The following is a 15,017-nucleotide window of genomic DNA, read 5'->3' as shown; positions in this document are numbered from 1 at the left end:
GGCCACCGAGCGGAGGGGACCCGATGCCGTCGCGGCAGGACCAGTTGCACTCCTACCAGTTCACCGTCCAGCGGGCGGTGGCCGCCCTGGTGATGCGGGAGACCGACCCGGCGCAGTCGCCGTTCCGGCGGTTGGCCGGCGCCGGGCTGGCCAGCGTCCTGGTCGCGGCGATCATGCTGGGTGGTTTCGCCCTCTACGGCCTTTTCGCCGGCGGCGGCACCAAGTGGCGCGACACCGGCGCGGTGATCGTGGAGAAGGAGTCCGGCGCCCGGTTCGTCTACCGGGAGCAGAAGCTGCATCCGGTGCTCAACTACGCGTCGGCCCTGCTCATCATCGGCGCGGACCGTCCGAAGACCGTGCTGGTGTCCCGTCGGTCGATCGAGGGTGTGCCGCGCGGCCTGCCGCTGGGCATCGCCGACGCGCCGGACTCGTTGCCCGCTGCCCGGCGGCTCGCCGACACCCCGTGGACGGTCTGTTCCGTGACCGGGCTCGACCCCGACCGGGCGGCTCCCCGCTCGGCGGTGCTGATCGGTGTTCCCGGCGAGGGTGGCCGGGCGCTCGGCGAGGACGGGCTCCTCCTGCGGGGACCCGACGGGGCGCTGCATCTCGTCTGGCGGCAGCGCCGCCACCTCATCCGCGACCCCGACCGTGTGCTCGCGGCGCTGGCGGCCACCCGGGCCCGGGCGGTCACGGTGGCACCGGCCCTGCTCAACACCCTGCCCGCCGGCAGCGATCTGGCACCGCTCGCGCTGCCCGGAGCGGGCGAGCGGTCCGACAAGGTCGACGGGGCCCGCATCGGCGACGTCTACCTGGTCCGCAACTTCGGCAACGGCCGCCAGTACGCGGTCGCGCTGCGCGACGGACTGGCCGGCATCACCGAGATGCAGGCCAGTCTGCTGCTGGCCCGCACCGGTCAGGGCGAGCCGGAGCCGATCACCCTCGGGCGGTTCGCCGAGCTGCCGAAGGTGCCCGACCTCGCCCCGACCGGGCCGACCGCCCCGCCGGCCGTGCCACCGAAGCTGGCCGCACCGGACACCGGTGGGCTCTGCACCCGGGTCGGCGACGACGGCGGTGCCGCCGAGGTACGGCTCGGCGTACGGCTGCCGGACCTGGCCACCACCCCGCGGACCGCGCCCGCCAATCCCGGCGAGCCGGTGCTCGCCGACCACGTGGTGGTCGAGCCGGGGCGGGGTGCGGTCGTGGAGTCGGTGGCCGCGCCGGGAGCGACCGGCGGTGCGGTGTCCGTGGTCACCGACCTCGGCCGCCGGTATGTGCTGGCCGGCGGGGACGTGCTCGGCATGCTCGGCTACGCGGGCGTCCGCCCGGCCCGCCTTCCGGCGAGCCTGGTCAGTCTGGTGCCGGCCGGGGCGCCCCTCGACCCGGCCGCCGCCCGGGAGGTCGCCGCACCGGCGTGACCGCCCGGGTCGCGTCGGGTCGTGGCGGCGGGCTCAGTCGGCGGGGCGGCGCAGCACGGTGACGGCGAAGTCGCTCTCCTCGCGCCAGGGGCGCAGGTCCCAGGTGGCGAAGCGGTGCTCCCGGCGCAGGCCGGCCGCGTCGGTGTCGTCGTCGAAGTCGGCCAGGCGGTAGCCCCGGTCGAGGCCGAAGCCGACCAGTGCCACCCCGTCGGGCCGCAGGTGCGCGGCGACGCGCCGGAGCACCTCTGGCTCGGTGCCGGGCGCCACGAACGCCATCACGTTGCCGGCCACCACCGCCGCGTCGAACGGCTCGGGCTCCCCGGCCGCGGCCAGGTCCAGGTCGGCCAGGTCGGCGACCAGCCAGTGGGGGCCCGGGTGGTCGGCGCGGGCCGCCTCGACCAGCGCCGGGTCGGCGTCCACCCCGACGACGGTGTGGCCGCGCGCGGCGAGCGCCGCACCGACCCGGCCGGTGCCGCAGCCGGCGTCGAGGATCCGGGAACCGGGCGCGACCATGGCGTCGACCAGTCGGGCCTCCCCGGCCAGGTCGACCCCCTCGGCCGCCAGCCGGCGGAACCGGTCGATGTACCACTGCGTGTGCTCGGGACCGGTCTCGGTCACCCAACGGGTCGGCTTGCCCATGGCGCCACCGTAACGGCTCGCCCTACCACCCTCCGCGATCTTGCACTTTCTGTCGCTCTTCTGCGGCTTTTACGGCTTTCGCCCCGACAGAATGTGCAAGATCGTGGGGGAGGGGGCGGGTCAGCCCTTTTCTGCGCCGCTGGTCAGGCCCTCGGTGAGCAGCCGTTCGCTGGCGAAGAAGAGGATCACGATGGGCAGGGTGAGGATGACCGAGCCGGCCATCAGCACCGTCTTGGGCACCTCCACCCCGTCGGCGAGCTGCGCCAACCCCAGCGACACCGTCCACCGGTTCGGCTTGTCGACCAGGAACAGCAGCGCAAAGAGGAACTCGTTCCAGGCGATCATGAAGTCGTACAGCGCGACCGCCATGATCGACGGTGCGGCCAGGGGCAGGCTGACCCGCCGGATGATGCCCAGCCGCCCCGCCCCGTCGATCGCCGCCGACTCCTCCAGGCTGACCGGGATCGTCTCGAAGTAGTTCTTCAGCATGTACACCGAGACCGGAAGTGTCTGCGAGATGTAGACCAGGACCAGCCCGAACAGCGACCCGCGCAGCCCGGCCCGGGTGAACATCACGAACAGCGGGATCGCGATGACGATCGACGGGAACAGGTAGACCGCCAGGAACAGGACGTCGACCTGCCGCCGCCCGAAGAACCGCAGCCGGGAGACCGCGTACGCCCCGGGGATCGCCACCACCAGCGTCAGGACGGTCGCGGCGACGGCGACCAGGCCGCTGTTGCGCATGAACGTGAGGAAACCCTGGCCGCCGTCGTCGGCGGCCTTGAGCACCTCGGCGTACGTCGCGACGGTCAGCTCGCCCAGCCCGACCACCAGCGAGCCGGGGTCGAGCAGCAGGCGCTCGATGGGGCGTACCGAGAGCACCAGCATGTAGTAGAAGGGGAAGAGGGTCACCAGCAGGAAGACGGCGACGACCAGCCGCCGCAGCCAGCGCAGGCTGACCGTCTCGATCCGGTCCCGGTCCATCAGTCGGCCCTCCGTCCGCCGAAGAAGCGCAGGTAGACCGCGACGAAGACGATGAGCACCACGGCCAGCACGACCGCCTGGGCCGCCGCCGCGCCGATGTCGGTACGCGCGGTGAGGAACGTGTAGACCCGGACGCTGACCACCTCGGTGCCGGCCGCGCCGCCGGTGAGCAGGTAGACGTCGTCGAACTTGTTGAACGTCATGATGAACCGCAGGACGCCGATCAGCGCGATCACCGGCAGCAGTTGCGGCAGCAGGATGTGGCGGAACCGCTGGGTGGGGGTGGCCCCGTCGACACGGGAGGCCTCCTCCAGCTCACCAGGGACCGCCTGGAGTCGGGCGAGCAGGAACAGGAACGCGAACGGGAAGTAGCGCCACGCCTCGAAGGCGATGACCGTGGCCAGGGCGGTGGACTCCTGGGACAGGAACGCGACCGGGGTGTCCCAGCCGAGGAACCGTCGCCCCCAGTCGTTGACGATGCCGAGCTGCGGGTCCAGCATCACCTGCCAGACGAAGGTGACCGCGACGACCGGCGCCACGTACGGCAGCAGCATCGAGGCACGGACCAGGGTGCGGCCCCGGAAGGGCCGGCGGACGACCAGTGCCGCGGCCAGACCCAGGAGGATCGAGCCGACGGTGCTGCCGACGCTGTAGACCAGGGTCGTCCAGAGCGTGTCGGCGAACCCGGGCGTGTTGAGCACCCGGTCGATGTTGTCCAGCGTGAACTCGCCGAACAGGCCGGTCTTGCGCAGGGTGGCCAGGCGTACGCGCTGGAAGGCCAGCACCACCGTCCACACGATCGGTATGCCGATCACCGCGATCGTGACCAGCAGGGTCGGCGCGACCAGCGCGAGCCCGGCGCGGGACTCCCGCTGGCGCAGCGTCAGCGGGCCCCGCCGGCGGGGCCGGGCCGGCCGCTCCCGGGTGGGGGAGCGGCCGGTACCCGGCGCCGTGGTGGTCAATTGACGCCCGCCTTGATCGCCTCCACGTCCTTGCGGGCCCGCCCGGCCGCCGCGGCGGCGTCGGACTTGCCGGAGACGACGTCGGCGAGTGCCTTGGGCACCGGAAGCTCGCCGAGGATCGCGCCGACCAGCTTGCCCTGGCCCTGGGTCAGTCCCCAGCGGGAGAAGGTGTCCGGGCTGCGGCGCAGCTCGGCGAGCACCTGGTCGCCGTAGACCTCGGCGAGGGGCTTCTTCGCGTCCACACCGGCCTGGCTGGTGTTCCAGGCGGTGAGGAACTTCTCCGGCTCCCCGCCGGTGCCCTTGCGCACCGGGAAGCGGCCCTCGGGGGACATGCCGAACCAGCGCGGGTAGGCGTCGTCGAGCATGTACTCCACGAAGGACTTCGCCGGGTCGTCGGCGGCGCCGTCGAGCACGGCCCAGGAGCTGATCTCGCCGTACTGGGCCGGTTGGGTGCCGTTCGGGCCCTTGATGGCGGTCACGAACCCGCTGTTCTTCGCGAGCCACGCGGGGTCGGCCTGGCACTGCGGGCAGGTGGGTTTGGCGTCGTTGCGCAGGCCGGCCAGCTCGTCGAGGATGAACGGTGACCACACCAGCATGGCCGCCTTGCCGGCGAAGTAGGTGGCCCGGGTGGTGTCGACGTCCTGCGCGCCCTTGACCGAGCTGGTGCGCATGAGGTCGCCGTAGAAGCGGAAGGCCTCGACGCACTCCGGCGAGTCGAGCTTCACCGCCCCGGAATCGTCGGTGAGCTGACAGTTGTTGGCCAGCGCGAGGTGCTCGAACGTCTGCTGGGTGAAGACGTCGCCGGGGGCGGTCGCCGCGGTGATGCCGGCGACGCCGCCGGTGTTCAGCTTCGCCGCTGCGGCGGCGATCTTCTCGTACGTGTCGGGGGCCGGCAACCCGGCGGCGTCGAAGAGGTCCTTGCGGTAGACGAGCAGCTGGCCCCACCCGTCGCTGGGAACGGAGAGCTGCGTGTCGCCGTCGGCGGTGAGTTCCAGCGCCCGGGGCGAGAACGTCTGGCGCCCCAGCTTCTCGACGACCTCCGCATTCGCCGAGGGGTGCAGAAGTTCGTTGCCGGCGAGGGTGCGGACACCGGCGAGGGAGACGGACCCGACCACGTCGGGCAGCTCGCCGGCGGCGGCGCTGGAGGCGATGAGGGACGGGAACTGGTCCTCGCTGACCGGCACCAGCTCGACGGTGACGCCCGTCTTCGCGGTGAAGTCGGCGATGATCGCCCGGGTGGCGGTGACCCGGTCGGCCACGTCCTCCAGGCTCCACACGGTGATCTTCCTGCTGTCGCTTTCGGACGTATCGTCACCGCAGGCCAGCAGGGTGGTCCCGGCAAGTGCCATGATCAGGGTGGCGGCCATCGCGCGCCTCGGAGGTGCTGACATCGGTGGCACTCCTCTCGAAGGGTACATGACGGATTGAACCCCTTCGATTGATCAATTACAAGACATATAACGATTTTTTGCCTACGATGAAACCCAGTGCTACCGGGATGTGACTCATGGTCAACTGGGTTGTCTCTCTCGCCGGGCCTCGACGGATCAGCCTCGAGCCCTGCCCGCCCGATCCGCTCGGCCCCGGTCAGGTTCGGGTCCGCACCTGCTACTCGGGCATCTCCGCCGGCACGGAGCTGACCCTCTACCGGGGCAGCAACCCCCGGCTCAGCAAGGACTGGGACGACGTCACCCGCATGTTCGTCCCGCGCCAGACCTCCGTGCCGTACCCCCTGGTGGGCTTCGGCTACGAGGAGGTCGGTGAGATCGTCGAGGTCGCGCCGGACGTCGCCGACCGGCAGCGGGGCCAGATCGTCTGGGGCATCTGGGGACATCGCGCCGAGGCGGTGTTGCCCGCCGGTGCGGTGCACCCGTTGCCGGTCGGGCTCGACCCGCTCGCCGCGGTCTTCGCCCGCCCCGGTGCCATCGCCCTCACCGCCGTGCTCGCGGCCGACCTGCACCTCGGCGACTGGGTCGGCGTCTTCGGGCAGGGCGTCATCGGTCTGCTCGCCACCCGGCTCGCGGCGCTGTCCGGTGCCCGGGTGGTCGCGGTCGACCGGGTGCCCAGCCGACTCGCGCACGCCGCCCGCCTCGGCGCGCGTACGGTCGTCGACGCCGGCACCGACTCCGCCGCCGCCGTGCTGCGCGCGGCGACCGGGGGTCGGGGTGCCGACGTCTGCCTGGAGCTGTCCGGCGCCTACCCCGCGCTGCACGAGGCGATCCGGGCCACCACCCACGCCGGCCGCGTCGTGGCCGCCGGCTTCTACCAGGGACAGGCCGACGGCCTCGGTCTCGGCGAGGAGTTCCACCACAACCGGATCCAGCTGGTGGCGGCCCAGGTCTCCGGGCCGACCCCGGCACCCGGCATGGCCGGCCGGTGGACCGGCGAGCGTGTCGCACAGACCTTCATGGAACTGGTGGCGGACGGCAGCGTCGACCCGCTGCCGCTGGTCAGCCACGTCGTCAACGCCAGCGCGGTGGCCGACGCGCTGGCGTTGCTCGACCGCGGTGACGGTGACGTCCTCCAAGTCGTGCTGAGGTTCTAGATGACGATTCCCCTGGCCTGTCAGGAACAGCTCCTGCCGGGCACCGACCTGATCCGCAAGTACGCCCTCGCCACCGCGCTCGGCTACGACGCCGTCGAGCTGCGCGGTCGGGGCGACCTGTCGTTCGCCGCGCGCCGGCCCGAGCTGCGCCGCGCCCGGGCCGCCGGGGTGGTGATGCCCACCGTCTGCGTGGAGATGGACCACTTCATCGGCGACTTCGACCGCGACCGCTCCCGCGACGCCGTCCGCAACCTGCGCTCCCAGCTGTCGGTCATCGCCGAGCTGGGCGGCGTCGGGGCGATGACCCCGGCCGCGTGGGGGATGTTCTCCCGCCGGCTGCCGCCGTTCGAGCCACCCCGGTCGCCGGCCGGCGACCGGCAGGTCCTCGTCGACGCCCTCGGCGAGCTGGGTGAGCACGCCCGCGCCGAGGGGGTCACCCTCTTCCTGGAACCCCTGAACCGGTACGAGGACCACATGGTCAACCGGCTCGACGACGCGGTGGCCCTGTGCGCGGCGGTCGGCCTGCCGTCGGTACGGGTGGTCGCCGACACCTTCCACATGAACATCGAGGAGGACGACGCGCCCGCCGCGCTGCGTGCCGCCGCGCCGTACCTGGGCCACGTCCAGGTCAGCGACTCCAACCGGTACCAGCCCGGCGCCGGTCACCTGGACTGGCCGCTGCTGCTACGGACCCTGCTGGACATCCGCTACACGGGGTGGCTCGCGCTGGAGTGCCGGCTGCGCGGCGACCCGGTCCGGGCCCTGCAACAGGCGGCGACCGTGCTGCGTCACGCCCAACCGCGGGCGGCCGCCGCATGAGCGGGCTCGGCGGGACGAGCACCGGCGAGGTGCACGCCCCCACGGAGCTGTGGCAGCTCGCCGTCGACACGCTGGACGGCAACTGGGAACACGACCACACGGTGCCGTCCCGGACCCTGTACCCGCACCAGTGGAGCTGGGACTCGGCGTTCAGCGCGATCGGCTGGTCCCATGTCCGCCCCGAGCGCGCCTGGCGGGAGCTGGACAGCCTCTTCCGGGCTCAGTGGGCCGACGGGCGGGTCCCGCACATCGTGTTCAACGCGGCGCTCCCGGTCGGCTCGTACTTCCCCGGGCCGGAGTTCTGGCACTCGGCCGTCGCCGACGCCGCGCCGGCCGCCGCCACGTCGGGGCTGATCCAGCCGCCGGTGCACGCGCTCGCGGCGTGGCTCGCGTACCGCCGGGCGCCGTCGGAGTCGGGCCGGTCGGCACTGCGCCGGCTCTACCCCCGGCTGCTGGCCCAGCAGCGCTACCTCGCCACCCACCGGGACGTCGCCGGGCAGGGACTGGCGGCGATCGTGCACCCCTGGGAGTCCGGCGTGGACAACAGCCCCGCCTGGGACGCCCCGATGGCGGCGGTGCCCGCCGACGTCGCCGTCATGTCCGCGTACCGGCGGCACGACACCGCGCACGCCGACGCCGCGCACCGCCCCACGGACCTGGACTACGCGCGCTACGTCGCGATCGTGGCCTCCTACCGGGACCACCGCTACCGCGACGACGGGCTCGCCGACCGGCATCCGTGGCTGGTGGAGTGCCCGCTGCTCAACGCCGCCGCCGGCGCCGCCGAGCACGCCCTCGCCGGGATCGCCGCGGTGGTCGGCGCGGACCCCGGACCGCACCGGGAGCGGGCGGCACGGATCACCGACGCCCTCCTCCGGCGGCTGTACGACCCGGTCACCGGGACGTTCCAGCCGCGCGACCTGCGGACCGACCGGCTGATCCCGGCCCGGACGGCGCTCGGCCTGATGCCCCTGCTGCTGCCCGACCTGCCCGCCCGCCCGGCCGCGACGGTGATCGAGGAGGCCTGCTCGGCCCGGTTCGGGGTGGCCCGCCGGATGGACCGGCCGCTGCCCAGCCACGACCGGACCGCGCCGGACTTCGAGCCGCTGCGCTACTGGCGCGGCCCCAGCTGGCTGAACCTGGCCTGGCTGCTGCGTCGCGGGCTGCGCGACCACGGTCGGCCGGACCTCGCCGCCGGCCTGCGGCAGTCGATGATCGACCTCGTCGCCCGGTCCGGGTGCCACGAGTACTTCCACCCGGACACCGGCGTCGGGCTCGGCTCACCGGCCTTCGGCTGGACCGCCGCCCTGCTGCTCGACGTCCTCGCCGACGACGACCCGGACCGCTGAGCCGGGCCCGTCAGCGGCATGATCGACGGGTTCCGGGCGGCCGGCACGGCCGTTTGCGGGGAGCCGCCGGGGGTAAGCGCGGCGGGTGCCGGTGAGGTCAGGAGGGCGGCGTGCGGTTTCCCCTTTTCGTCGACGCGGTGTCCCGCCGCTCGGGCCTTCCCACCGGGCAGGCCGCCGTGATCTCCCGTGCGGTGCTGCAGACGATGGTCGACCGGATGACCGGTGGTGAGGTCGCCGACCTGGCGGGCCACCTGCCGGACGAGACCGGCGCCTACCTCGCCGAACCGGGGCCGGGAGCGTGGGACGGCCCGGCCGGGGATGGCGGGCCGGCGGACTTCCTGCGGCGGGTGTCCGAGCGCGCCGGGGTCGACGACGAGACCGCCCGGGTGGGCGCCGCGGCGGTCTTCGTCACCCTGCGCGAGGCGGTCACCGTCGAGGAGTTCCGCGACATGGTGGCCCAGCTGCCCCGCGACTTCGACGGCATGACCCAGCCGATTCCGCGCCCGCCGCACGAGAGCTGAGCGGCCTCACCACTCCATCGGCGGGTCCGCGAGGTCGGCCTCGGACACCTCCTCCGGCTCGGCCACCCAGGCGGAGAAGACCGGGACACCGTGCCAGGGCCCGGCCGTCGCGCCGCCGGAACCGTCGTCGGTGGCGACGGCGACCACGGCGTACGGGTGGGCGAAGCGCAGCTCCGCGACCCGGACCACACCCTCGGGCGGAAGGCCGGTCACCATCCCGAACGCGGTCACGGCGGCGGCCTCGAATCCGTACCGTCCGTACCGGGCGGCCGCCGACTGGGCGACCTCGACGCCGAGGCCGGGCTCGCCGAGCAGCGCGCCGAAGGCCCGCGCGGCGGCGGGGAAGCCGAGGGTGGGCGCGGACAGGTCGTGGTGGTTCTCGGCGGACCACGCCGGCAGCACCGACATGACCGTCTCGTCCCGCCCGTCGGGGGCGAACGTGCGAGTGGTGTCCTCACGCAGGGTCCACAGCGGGGTCTCACCGAGGGGAAGGTCGTAGAGCGATCCCTGCCGGTGCCCACCCCGCCCGTCGGCGGTGCGGGAGGCGATGTCGTACGCCGCCGCGAGGACGTCCACCGGCGGCACGTCGGGCATCGCCGCCACCGACACCACCAGCAGTCCGGCCCCGCCGTCGGCCGGTCGGGCGGGCGCGGTGTGCACGACGACCTCGCCGGCCCGCGGTGTGGTGGCGATCCAGGACCGGTGGCCGTGCCAGGGGGTTCGCAGGACCCGCCGCAGCCGGCCGGCCCACCGGCTGTCGGCGCCGAGCGCCTCCGCCTCGGCGACCATGAACGGGTCCACCCAGGAGATCCGGGCGGCGAGCGCGCTGGCGAGCAGCAGCAGCGTGGTCGGCCCCACCGCGATCGGGAACTCCTCGATCAGACCCAGGCTGTGCTCGCGTGCCCACTCGTCCAGGGCCGGCCGGCCCGGCAGCGGACCGGTCGCCGTGGTCCCCGGCAGGCCCGCCGACCAGTCGTCGAGCCGGTGCGTGTCGGATCCCGGCCGGTGCCACACCCCGCTCGCGGCGCCCACCAGCGGGTGCGGGTCGTCCAGCAGCGCGCGGGCGGTCGCGGCGGCGGAGTCCACGTCCGTGCCGAGCACCGACTCCATCTCGGCGCGGACTCCGCCGGTGGCGGCCGGTCCACTCAGGGCCAGCAGCAGCCAGGCGCCGAGCGGGGAGGCGACATGGTGCCGGTCGCCGAGGGCGGTGTGCAGGCGTTCGGCGTACCGGGCGAGGGGCGGGCGCAGGTCGGTCACCGCTCCACTGTGCCCGCGATCTGGTGCAGCGGCCACCAGCGGAAGCCCCGGTGGTTCACCCGCCGCCGATCATGCCCGCAGCACGGGGGATAGGCTGCCCGCCGTGGCAGGTCTTCTCAGGAACGTGGCCGCGCGTCTCGGCGGCGTCATCCCGGGGCCGCGGCGCCCCGGGCCCGCGCCGGCCCAGGTCGCCCGGCGGCGCCACGTCGCGGCGCTGCAACGGCGCGAGCTGACGTACGCGCCGGAGCCCGACGGGCAGGCCGACCCGGGGGAGATCGTCTGGACCTGGGTGCCGTACGAGGACGATCCCCGGCAGGGCAAGGACCGGCCGGTGCTGGTGGTCGGCCGGCACAGCCGGACCCTGTTCGGGTTGATGCTGTCCAGCCAGAGCGAGCGGAACGGTCAGCGGCACTGGCTCGCGTTGGGGCCTGGCTCGTGGGACCGGGACAACCGGCCCAGCTGGGTACGCCTGGACCGGGTGCTGACCATGCGCGAGGACAGCATCCGGCGTGAGGGCGCGGTGCTGGACCGGCCGCGGTTCGACCGCGTGGGGCAGGCGCTGCGCGCCGGCTACGGCTGGCGCTGACCGGGTGGTCCCGCCGGGTCAGGCCGGTTGGTGGCTGGGCCCGACGGCGGCGCTGCCCGCCTCCGGCGGCGGGTACGGCTGCTCGGCGAGCAGCCGGGCCAGGTGCGCGCTGTTGAGCGCGAGGGCCTTCGTGGTGCGGCCGGTGGTGCCCGGCTTGGGTCCGGCGTCCACGTAGTCGGTCTTGTGCAGCGCCTCGCCGACCCAGTACGTCGCGCCGGCCGCCGGGCAGGTGAACCCGACCTCGTTGAGGGCCTGTTGCACCTGGCCGATCGTGTGGTGGGCGCCGTCCTCGTTGCCGACGACCGCCACCCCGGCGACCTTGCCGTAGGTGAGCAGGCGACCCTCGGCGTCGGTCTCGGACAGCTCGGCGTCGAGGCGTTCGAGGACCATCTTGCACACGGACGACGGTTGACCCAGCCAGATCGGCGTGGCGATGACGAGGATCTGCGCCTCCAGCAGCTTGGCCCGGATGGCCGGCCAGCCGTCGCCCCCGCCCTCGTCGGTGGAGACACCGAACCGCACGTCGTGGTCCACGACGCGGACGATCTCACCCTCCACCCCTGGTCGGCGAGGGCGTCGAGGACCTCCCGCCCCAGCACGTCGGCGCTCGACACCGCGGGCGACGGTTTGAGGGTGCAGTTGAGGACCACGGCTCGGAGGGTGGACACGTCGGGTTCCTCCTCGGCGGCGGTCTCCGTGCCCACGCGCATACCCGGTACGAGGACCGGGCATGCCTGCGCCAGGGCCGTCAGTCGGTCAGCGGAGCGCTGTCGACGAGTTGCCGTCGCGCCCTGGCCGGCCCCAGGCTCTTGGCCCGGTACATCGCCGCGTCGGCGCGGTCGAGGGCCTCGGTGAGCTGGGTGGGCCCGGTGACCGGGGCCAGGCCCACGGACGCGGTGACCCGGAGGCTGACCCCGCCCAGCGGGATCGGCGCGGCGAGGGTCTCGCAGAGGCGACGGGTGGCGTGTTCGATCCAGCGGCCGTCGACGGCCGGGGTGGTCAGCAGCCCGGCGAACTCGTCGCCGCCGAGCCGGGCCACCAGGTTGTCCCCGGCGAAGGCCGCGAACCGCTCGGCCACGCTCACCAGCACCTGGTCGCCGGCCGCGTGCCCGTAGCGGTCGTTGATCTGCTTGAAGTCGTCGAGGTCCAGGACGACGGCGATCAGGGGCCGGCCGGCCGCGTCGGTCAGCAGGGTCGTCGCGAGCCGGTAGAAGGCCCGGCGGTTGGGCAGCCCGGTGAGCGGGTCGTGACTGGCGGCGTGCCGTTCGGCGGCGAGCTCGGCCTGGAGGATCCCGATCTCGGCCTCGGCCTGGACCGCTCGCCGGCGCAACTGCCAGGTCGACAGGAGAGCTCCCGCGGCGCAGATGCCGGACGCGATGGTCATCGGATCCGCCACGAGCCCTCCCGTCACGCTGTTCCCGCCGGCCTCGCCGGCGGTCGCTCGGCGCCTCCGCGCCGCGCGGTGTTTTCCCTGGTGGCAGCCCAGTTACAGGTAACTCAAAGTGAACGGATGGGTACCGCGCACGTGCGTTATCATGCTCGCTGTCCGATGCAGATGCAATAGCAGATGCACGTGCAGGAAGCGCTTTCATCGATGCCCTACCCCTCGTGCCGGCACTGCCCGCGCACCGGGGCACCGGCGGGCGCTCGAAGAGGAAGACGCTCATGCAGCAGCCACCGAACGGCGTTCCCACCAACCAGCTTCCGCCGCTGCGCTGGCAGAAGAGCCGCCGGAGCAATCCGAGCGGCAACTGCGTCGAGCTGGCTGAGCTGCCCGGCGGGGCCGGCATCGCCATGCGCAACTCCCGTCATCCGGAGGGGCCCGCGCTGATCTACACGGTCGACGAGATCGCCGCCTTCGTCCTCGGCGCCCGGGACGGGGACTTCGACCACCTGATCGACTGACCGGCCGTCCCGCGAACGGGACCGATCGACCGATCCGGAGGCATTCACCTCACTGACCGTTCATGGCATGCTTACACGTCGGTCGGGTCGGCGGTGGCCCGTCCGACATGGGGTTCCGGCGTGCGGAGGGCGGCAGTGGCGATGGTTCCCGCCGAGGGGGGTCCGACGACCGGTCCCACCGTCCTGCGCATCCTCCTGGGTGCTCAGCTACGCCGGCTGCGCGAGTCCAGCGGGGTGACGCGTGAGGGCGCCGGGTGGGAGATCCGGGCCTCCGAGTCGAAGATCAGCCGGATGGAGCTGGGCCGGGTCGGCTTCAAGGAACGCGACGTCGCGGACCTGCTCACGCTCTACGGGGTCACGGTGCCCGAGGAGCGGGAGGCACTGCTCAAGCTGGCCCGTGACGCCAACAGCCCCGGCTGGTGGCACCGGTACACCGACGTGCTGCCCACCTGGTTCCAGGCGTACCTGGGGCTGGAGGCCGCCGCGTCGCTGATCCGCACGTACGAGGTGCAGTTCGTCCCCGGGCTGCTCCAGACCCGCGACTACGCGCGGGCGGTGGTGCTGCTCGGTCACGGCCGTGCCGCCCCCGGTGAGATCGAGCGCCGGGTCGAGCTGCGGATGCAGCGTCAACACCTCCTGCGTCGGGACAACCCGCCACAGCTGTGGGTGGTGCTCGACGAGGCGGCGTTGCGCCGGCCGATCGGTGGGCCGGAGGTGATGCGCGGCCAGGTCGAGGCGCTCATCGAGGCGACCAAGTCGTCCCACATCCGACTCCAGGTGATCCCGTTCGCCGCGGGCGGGCACGCCGCCGCCGGAGGGGCCTTCACCATCCTGCGCTTCGGCGACGCGGAACTGCCCGACATCGTCTACATCGAACAGCTCACCAGCGCGCTCTACCTGGACAAGCGCGACGACCTCGACTACTACGCGGTGGCGATGGAACGGCTCTGCGTGGAGGCCGAGCCTCCGGAGCGTACGCAGGAGATCCTCCATCGCATCCTGGACGACCTGTACCGGGACTAGCGACTCCCGGGGGCCGCGCCACGACCCGGGTTGGCACTACCATGGTCGCGTCCGGCGACAGTGGACGGACCCGCCATCACGGGTGGCGCAGAGTCATGGAGGCTGCCTTGACCACCGATGCTCCGGGAGCGACGACCGGTTCCGCCCATCCCAGCGACCGCATCGACACCTCCGTGGCCCACCCGGCCCGCCGCTACAACTACTGGCTCGGTGGCAAGGACAACTTCCAGGCCGACCGCGAGTCCGGCGACGTGATGGCGGCGGCCTTCCCGACCATCCGCACCGCGGCCCTGGAGAACCGCCGCTTCCTCCAGCGGGCCGTCGGCTACCTGGCCCGCGAGGCCGGCATCCGGCAGTTCCTCGACATCGGCACCGGCATCCCGACCGCGGACAACACCCACGAGGTCGCCCAGTCCATCACGCCGGAGTCCCGGGTGGTGTACGTCGACAACGACCCGATCGTGCTGGCGCACGCCCGGGCGCTGCTGACCAGCTCGCCGGAGGGCGCGACCTGCTACATCGACGCCGACCTGCGGGACCCGGAGAAGATCCTCAGCCACCCCGACCTGCGGCGCACCATCGACCTGTCCCAGCCGATCGCGCTGATGCTGGTGGCCATCCTGCACTTCGTGCCCGACGGCGACGACCCGTACGCGGTGGTCCGGCGGCTGCTCGACGCGCTGCCGGCCGGCAGTTACCTGGCCGCCTCCCACGCCACCCACGACTACCTGCCGCCGCAGGTCGCCGCCGAGGCGAAGGCCGCCGCCCGGGGCGGCGGTCCGCACGGCGTGATCAACCTGCGCAGCCTCGACGAGTTCACCCGCTTCTTCGACGGGCTCGACGTCGTCGAGCCCGGCATCACCTCGGTCGCCGAGTGGCGTGCCGAGGACGCCCCGCAGCCGCGCCCGTCGGTCGCCGAGGTCAGCATGTACGGGGCCGTCGCCCGGGTGTCCTGACCCGCCCCCGCGTCCACCGCATCCCGTCCGGCCTCGGCACGCCGGGGTGCGTC

16 protein-coding genes are annotated in these 15,017 nt (G+C 73.3%); 9 read left to right on the top strand and 7 right to left on the bottom strand.

Translation table 11 applies throughout. The annotated features are described in order from the left end of the window. Positions 1-23 precede the first annotated feature (23 nt). Positions 24-1,415 carry a type VII secretion protein EccB gene (gene eccB, locus ACTMSW_RS18335; RefSeq protein WP_441181836.1) on the top strand — a complete coding sequence of 464 codons (1,392 nt, stop codon included), beginning with the start codon at positions 24-26 and terminating at the stop codon, positions 1,413-1,415. A gap of 33 nt (positions 1,416-1,448) precedes the next feature. Here the strand turns inward: eccB and ACTMSW_RS18330 are convergent, their stop codons facing one another. The 4 genes from ACTMSW_RS18330 to ACTMSW_RS18315 form a co-directional block, all read right to left on the bottom strand. Next, positions 1,449-2,054 (bottom strand): class I SAM-dependent methyltransferase, encoded by a 606-nt coding sequence (locus ACTMSW_RS18330; RefSeq protein ID WP_441181835.1) that lies wholly within the window; start codon positions 2,052-2,054, stop codon positions 1,449-1,451. A gap of 120 nt (positions 2,055-2,174) precedes the next feature. Then, positions 2,175-3,041: a carbohydrate ABC transporter permease gene (locus ACTMSW_RS18325; RefSeq protein ID WP_441181834.1), complete on the bottom strand. Its 867-nt coding sequence runs from the start codon at positions 3,039-3,041 to the stop codon at positions 2,175-2,177. Further along, positions 3,041-4,003, bottom strand: coding sequence for a carbohydrate ABC transporter permease (locus tag ACTMSW_RS18320; protein WP_441181833.1), 963 nt, complete (start codon positions 4,001-4,003; stop codon positions 3,041-3,043). Before ACTMSW_RS18320 ends, ACTMSW_RS18325 begins: the two co-directional genes overlap by 1 nt. Next, entirely contained in the window at positions 4,000-5,394 is a 1,395-nt protein-coding gene (locus tag ACTMSW_RS18315) for an ABC transporter substrate-binding protein (protein WP_441181832.1), read from the bottom strand. The genes ACTMSW_RS18320 and ACTMSW_RS18315 overlap by 4 nt, the downstream gene beginning before the upstream one ends. Positions 5,395-5,510: 116 nt before the next feature. Between ACTMSW_RS18315 and ACTMSW_RS18310 the strand changes: the two genes are divergently transcribed. From ACTMSW_RS18310 to ACTMSW_RS18295, 4 genes are all read left to right on the top strand, one after another. After that, on the top strand, positions 5,511-6,548 hold the full coding sequence (locus ACTMSW_RS18310) for a zinc-binding dehydrogenase (protein WP_441181831.1): 1,038 nt from the start codon (positions 5,511-5,513) through the stop codon (positions 6,546-6,548). Next, a complete protein-coding gene (locus ACTMSW_RS18305; protein WP_441181830.1) occupies positions 6,549-7,367 on the top strand; it encodes a sugar phosphate isomerase/epimerase family protein in 819 nt (272 codons plus the stop codon). Continuing rightward, positions 7,364-8,716 carry an MGH1-like glycoside hydrolase domain-containing protein gene (locus ACTMSW_RS18300; RefSeq protein ID WP_441181829.1) on the top strand — a complete coding sequence of 451 codons (1,353 nt, stop codon included), beginning with the start codon at positions 7,364-7,366 and terminating at the stop codon, positions 8,714-8,716. Before ACTMSW_RS18305 ends, ACTMSW_RS18300 begins: the two co-directional genes overlap by 4 nt. Positions 8,717-8,826: 110 nt before the next feature. Next, positions 8,827-9,237, top strand: coding sequence for a DUF2267 domain-containing protein (locus ACTMSW_RS18295; protein WP_441181828.1), 411 nt, complete (start codon positions 8,827-8,829; stop codon positions 9,235-9,237). Positions 9,238-9,243: 6 nt separating this feature from the next. Here the strand turns inward: ACTMSW_RS18295 and ACTMSW_RS18290 are convergent, their stop codons facing one another. Beyond that, positions 9,244-10,494, bottom strand: a complete 1,251-nt coding sequence (locus ACTMSW_RS18290; RefSeq protein WP_441181827.1) for a hypothetical protein — start codon at positions 10,492-10,494, stop codon at positions 9,244-9,246. 103 nt (positions 10,495-10,597) lie between these two features. Between ACTMSW_RS18290 and ACTMSW_RS18285 the strand changes: the two genes are divergently transcribed. Then, on the top strand, positions 10,598-11,080 hold the full coding sequence (locus ACTMSW_RS18285; RefSeq protein ID WP_441181826.1) for a type II toxin-antitoxin system PemK/MazF family toxin: 483 nt from the start codon (positions 10,598-10,600) through the stop codon (positions 11,078-11,080). Between the two features lie 18 nt (positions 11,081-11,098). Here ACTMSW_RS18285 and ACTMSW_RS18280 read toward each other — a convergent pair whose 3' ends face one another. Together ACTMSW_RS18280 and ACTMSW_RS18275 are read right to left on the bottom strand one after the other, a co-directional pair. Further along, positions 11,099-11,614: a flavodoxin family protein gene (locus tag ACTMSW_RS18280; protein ID WP_441181825.1), complete on the bottom strand. Its 516-nt coding sequence runs from the start codon at positions 11,612-11,614 to the stop codon at positions 11,099-11,101. A 214-nt stretch (positions 11,615-11,828) separates the two neighbouring features. Beyond that, complete coding sequence (locus tag ACTMSW_RS18275; RefSeq protein WP_441181824.1) at positions 11,829-12,476, bottom strand: GGDEF domain-containing protein; 648 nt, start codon at positions 12,474-12,476, stop codon at positions 11,829-11,831. A gap of 269 nt (positions 12,477-12,745) precedes the next feature. On the opposite strand from ACTMSW_RS18275, the gene ACTMSW_RS18270 reads away from it, so the two are divergent. The 3 genes from ACTMSW_RS18270 (at position 12,746) to ACTMSW_RS18260 (ending at position 14,964) form a co-directional block, all read left to right on the top strand. Beyond that, the gene (locus ACTMSW_RS18270) at positions 12,746-12,985 is read left to right on the top strand and encodes a DUF397 domain-containing protein (RefSeq protein ID WP_441181823.1); all 240 of its coding nucleotides are present in this window, start codon (positions 12,746-12,748) and stop codon (positions 12,983-12,985) included. 135 nt (positions 12,986-13,120) lie between these two features. Then, positions 13,121-14,008, top strand: coding sequence for a helix-turn-helix domain-containing protein (locus tag ACTMSW_RS18265; protein WP_441182034.1), 888 nt, complete (start codon positions 13,121-13,123; stop codon positions 14,006-14,008). 95 nt (positions 14,009-14,103) lie between these two features. Further along, positions 14,104-14,964 (top strand): SAM-dependent methyltransferase, encoded by an 861-nt coding sequence (locus ACTMSW_RS18260; protein ID WP_441181822.1) that lies wholly within the window; start codon positions 14,104-14,106, stop codon positions 14,962-14,964. Positions 14,965-15,017 lie beyond the last annotated feature (53 nt).

Origin of the sequence: Micromonospora sp. BQ11 (genome assembly GCF_052068135.1) — a bacterium.
Taxonomy (GTDB): domain Bacteria; phylum Actinomycetota; class Actinomycetes; order Mycobacteriales; family Micromonosporaceae; genus Micromonospora.
This window is presented reverse-complemented; position numbering and strand designations above follow the sequence as displayed.

What these genes read in the sequence shown, in the direction of transcription:
- eccB (WP_441181836.1), top strand. Translation starts at nt 24, where the DNA reads ATGCCGTCGCGGCAGGACCAGTTGCACTCCTACCAGTTCACCGTCCAG.
- ACTMSW_RS18330 (WP_441181835.1), bottom strand. Translation starts at nt 2,054, where the DNA reads ATGGGCAAGCCGACCCGTTGGGTGACCGAGACCGGTCCCGAGCACACG.
- ACTMSW_RS18325 (WP_441181834.1), bottom strand. Translation starts at nt 3,041, where the DNA reads ATGGACCGGGACCGGATCGAGACGGTCAGCCTGCGCTGGCTGCGGCGG.
- ACTMSW_RS18315 (WP_441181832.1), bottom strand. Translation starts at nt 5,394, where the DNA reads ATGTCAGCACCTCCGAGGCGCGCGATGGCCGCCACCCTGATCATGGCA.
- ACTMSW_RS18310 (WP_441181831.1), top strand. Translation starts at nt 5,511, where the DNA reads ATGGTCAACTGGGTTGTCTCTCTCGCCGGGCCTCGACGGATCAGCCTC.
- ACTMSW_RS18305 (WP_441181830.1), top strand. Translation starts at nt 6,549, where the DNA reads ATGACGATTCCCCTGGCCTGTCAGGAACAGCTCCTGCCGGGCACCGAC.
- ACTMSW_RS18300 (WP_441181829.1), top strand. Translation starts at nt 7,364, where the DNA reads ATGAGCGGGCTCGGCGGGACGAGCACCGGCGAGGTGCACGCCCCCACG.
- ACTMSW_RS18270 (WP_441181823.1), top strand. Translation starts at nt 12,746, where the DNA reads ATGCAGCAGCCACCGAACGGCGTTCCCACCAACCAGCTTCCGCCGCTG.
- ACTMSW_RS18260 (WP_441181822.1), top strand. Translation starts at nt 14,104, where the DNA reads ATGGAGGCTGCCTTGACCACCGATGCTCCGGGAGCGACGACCGGTTCC.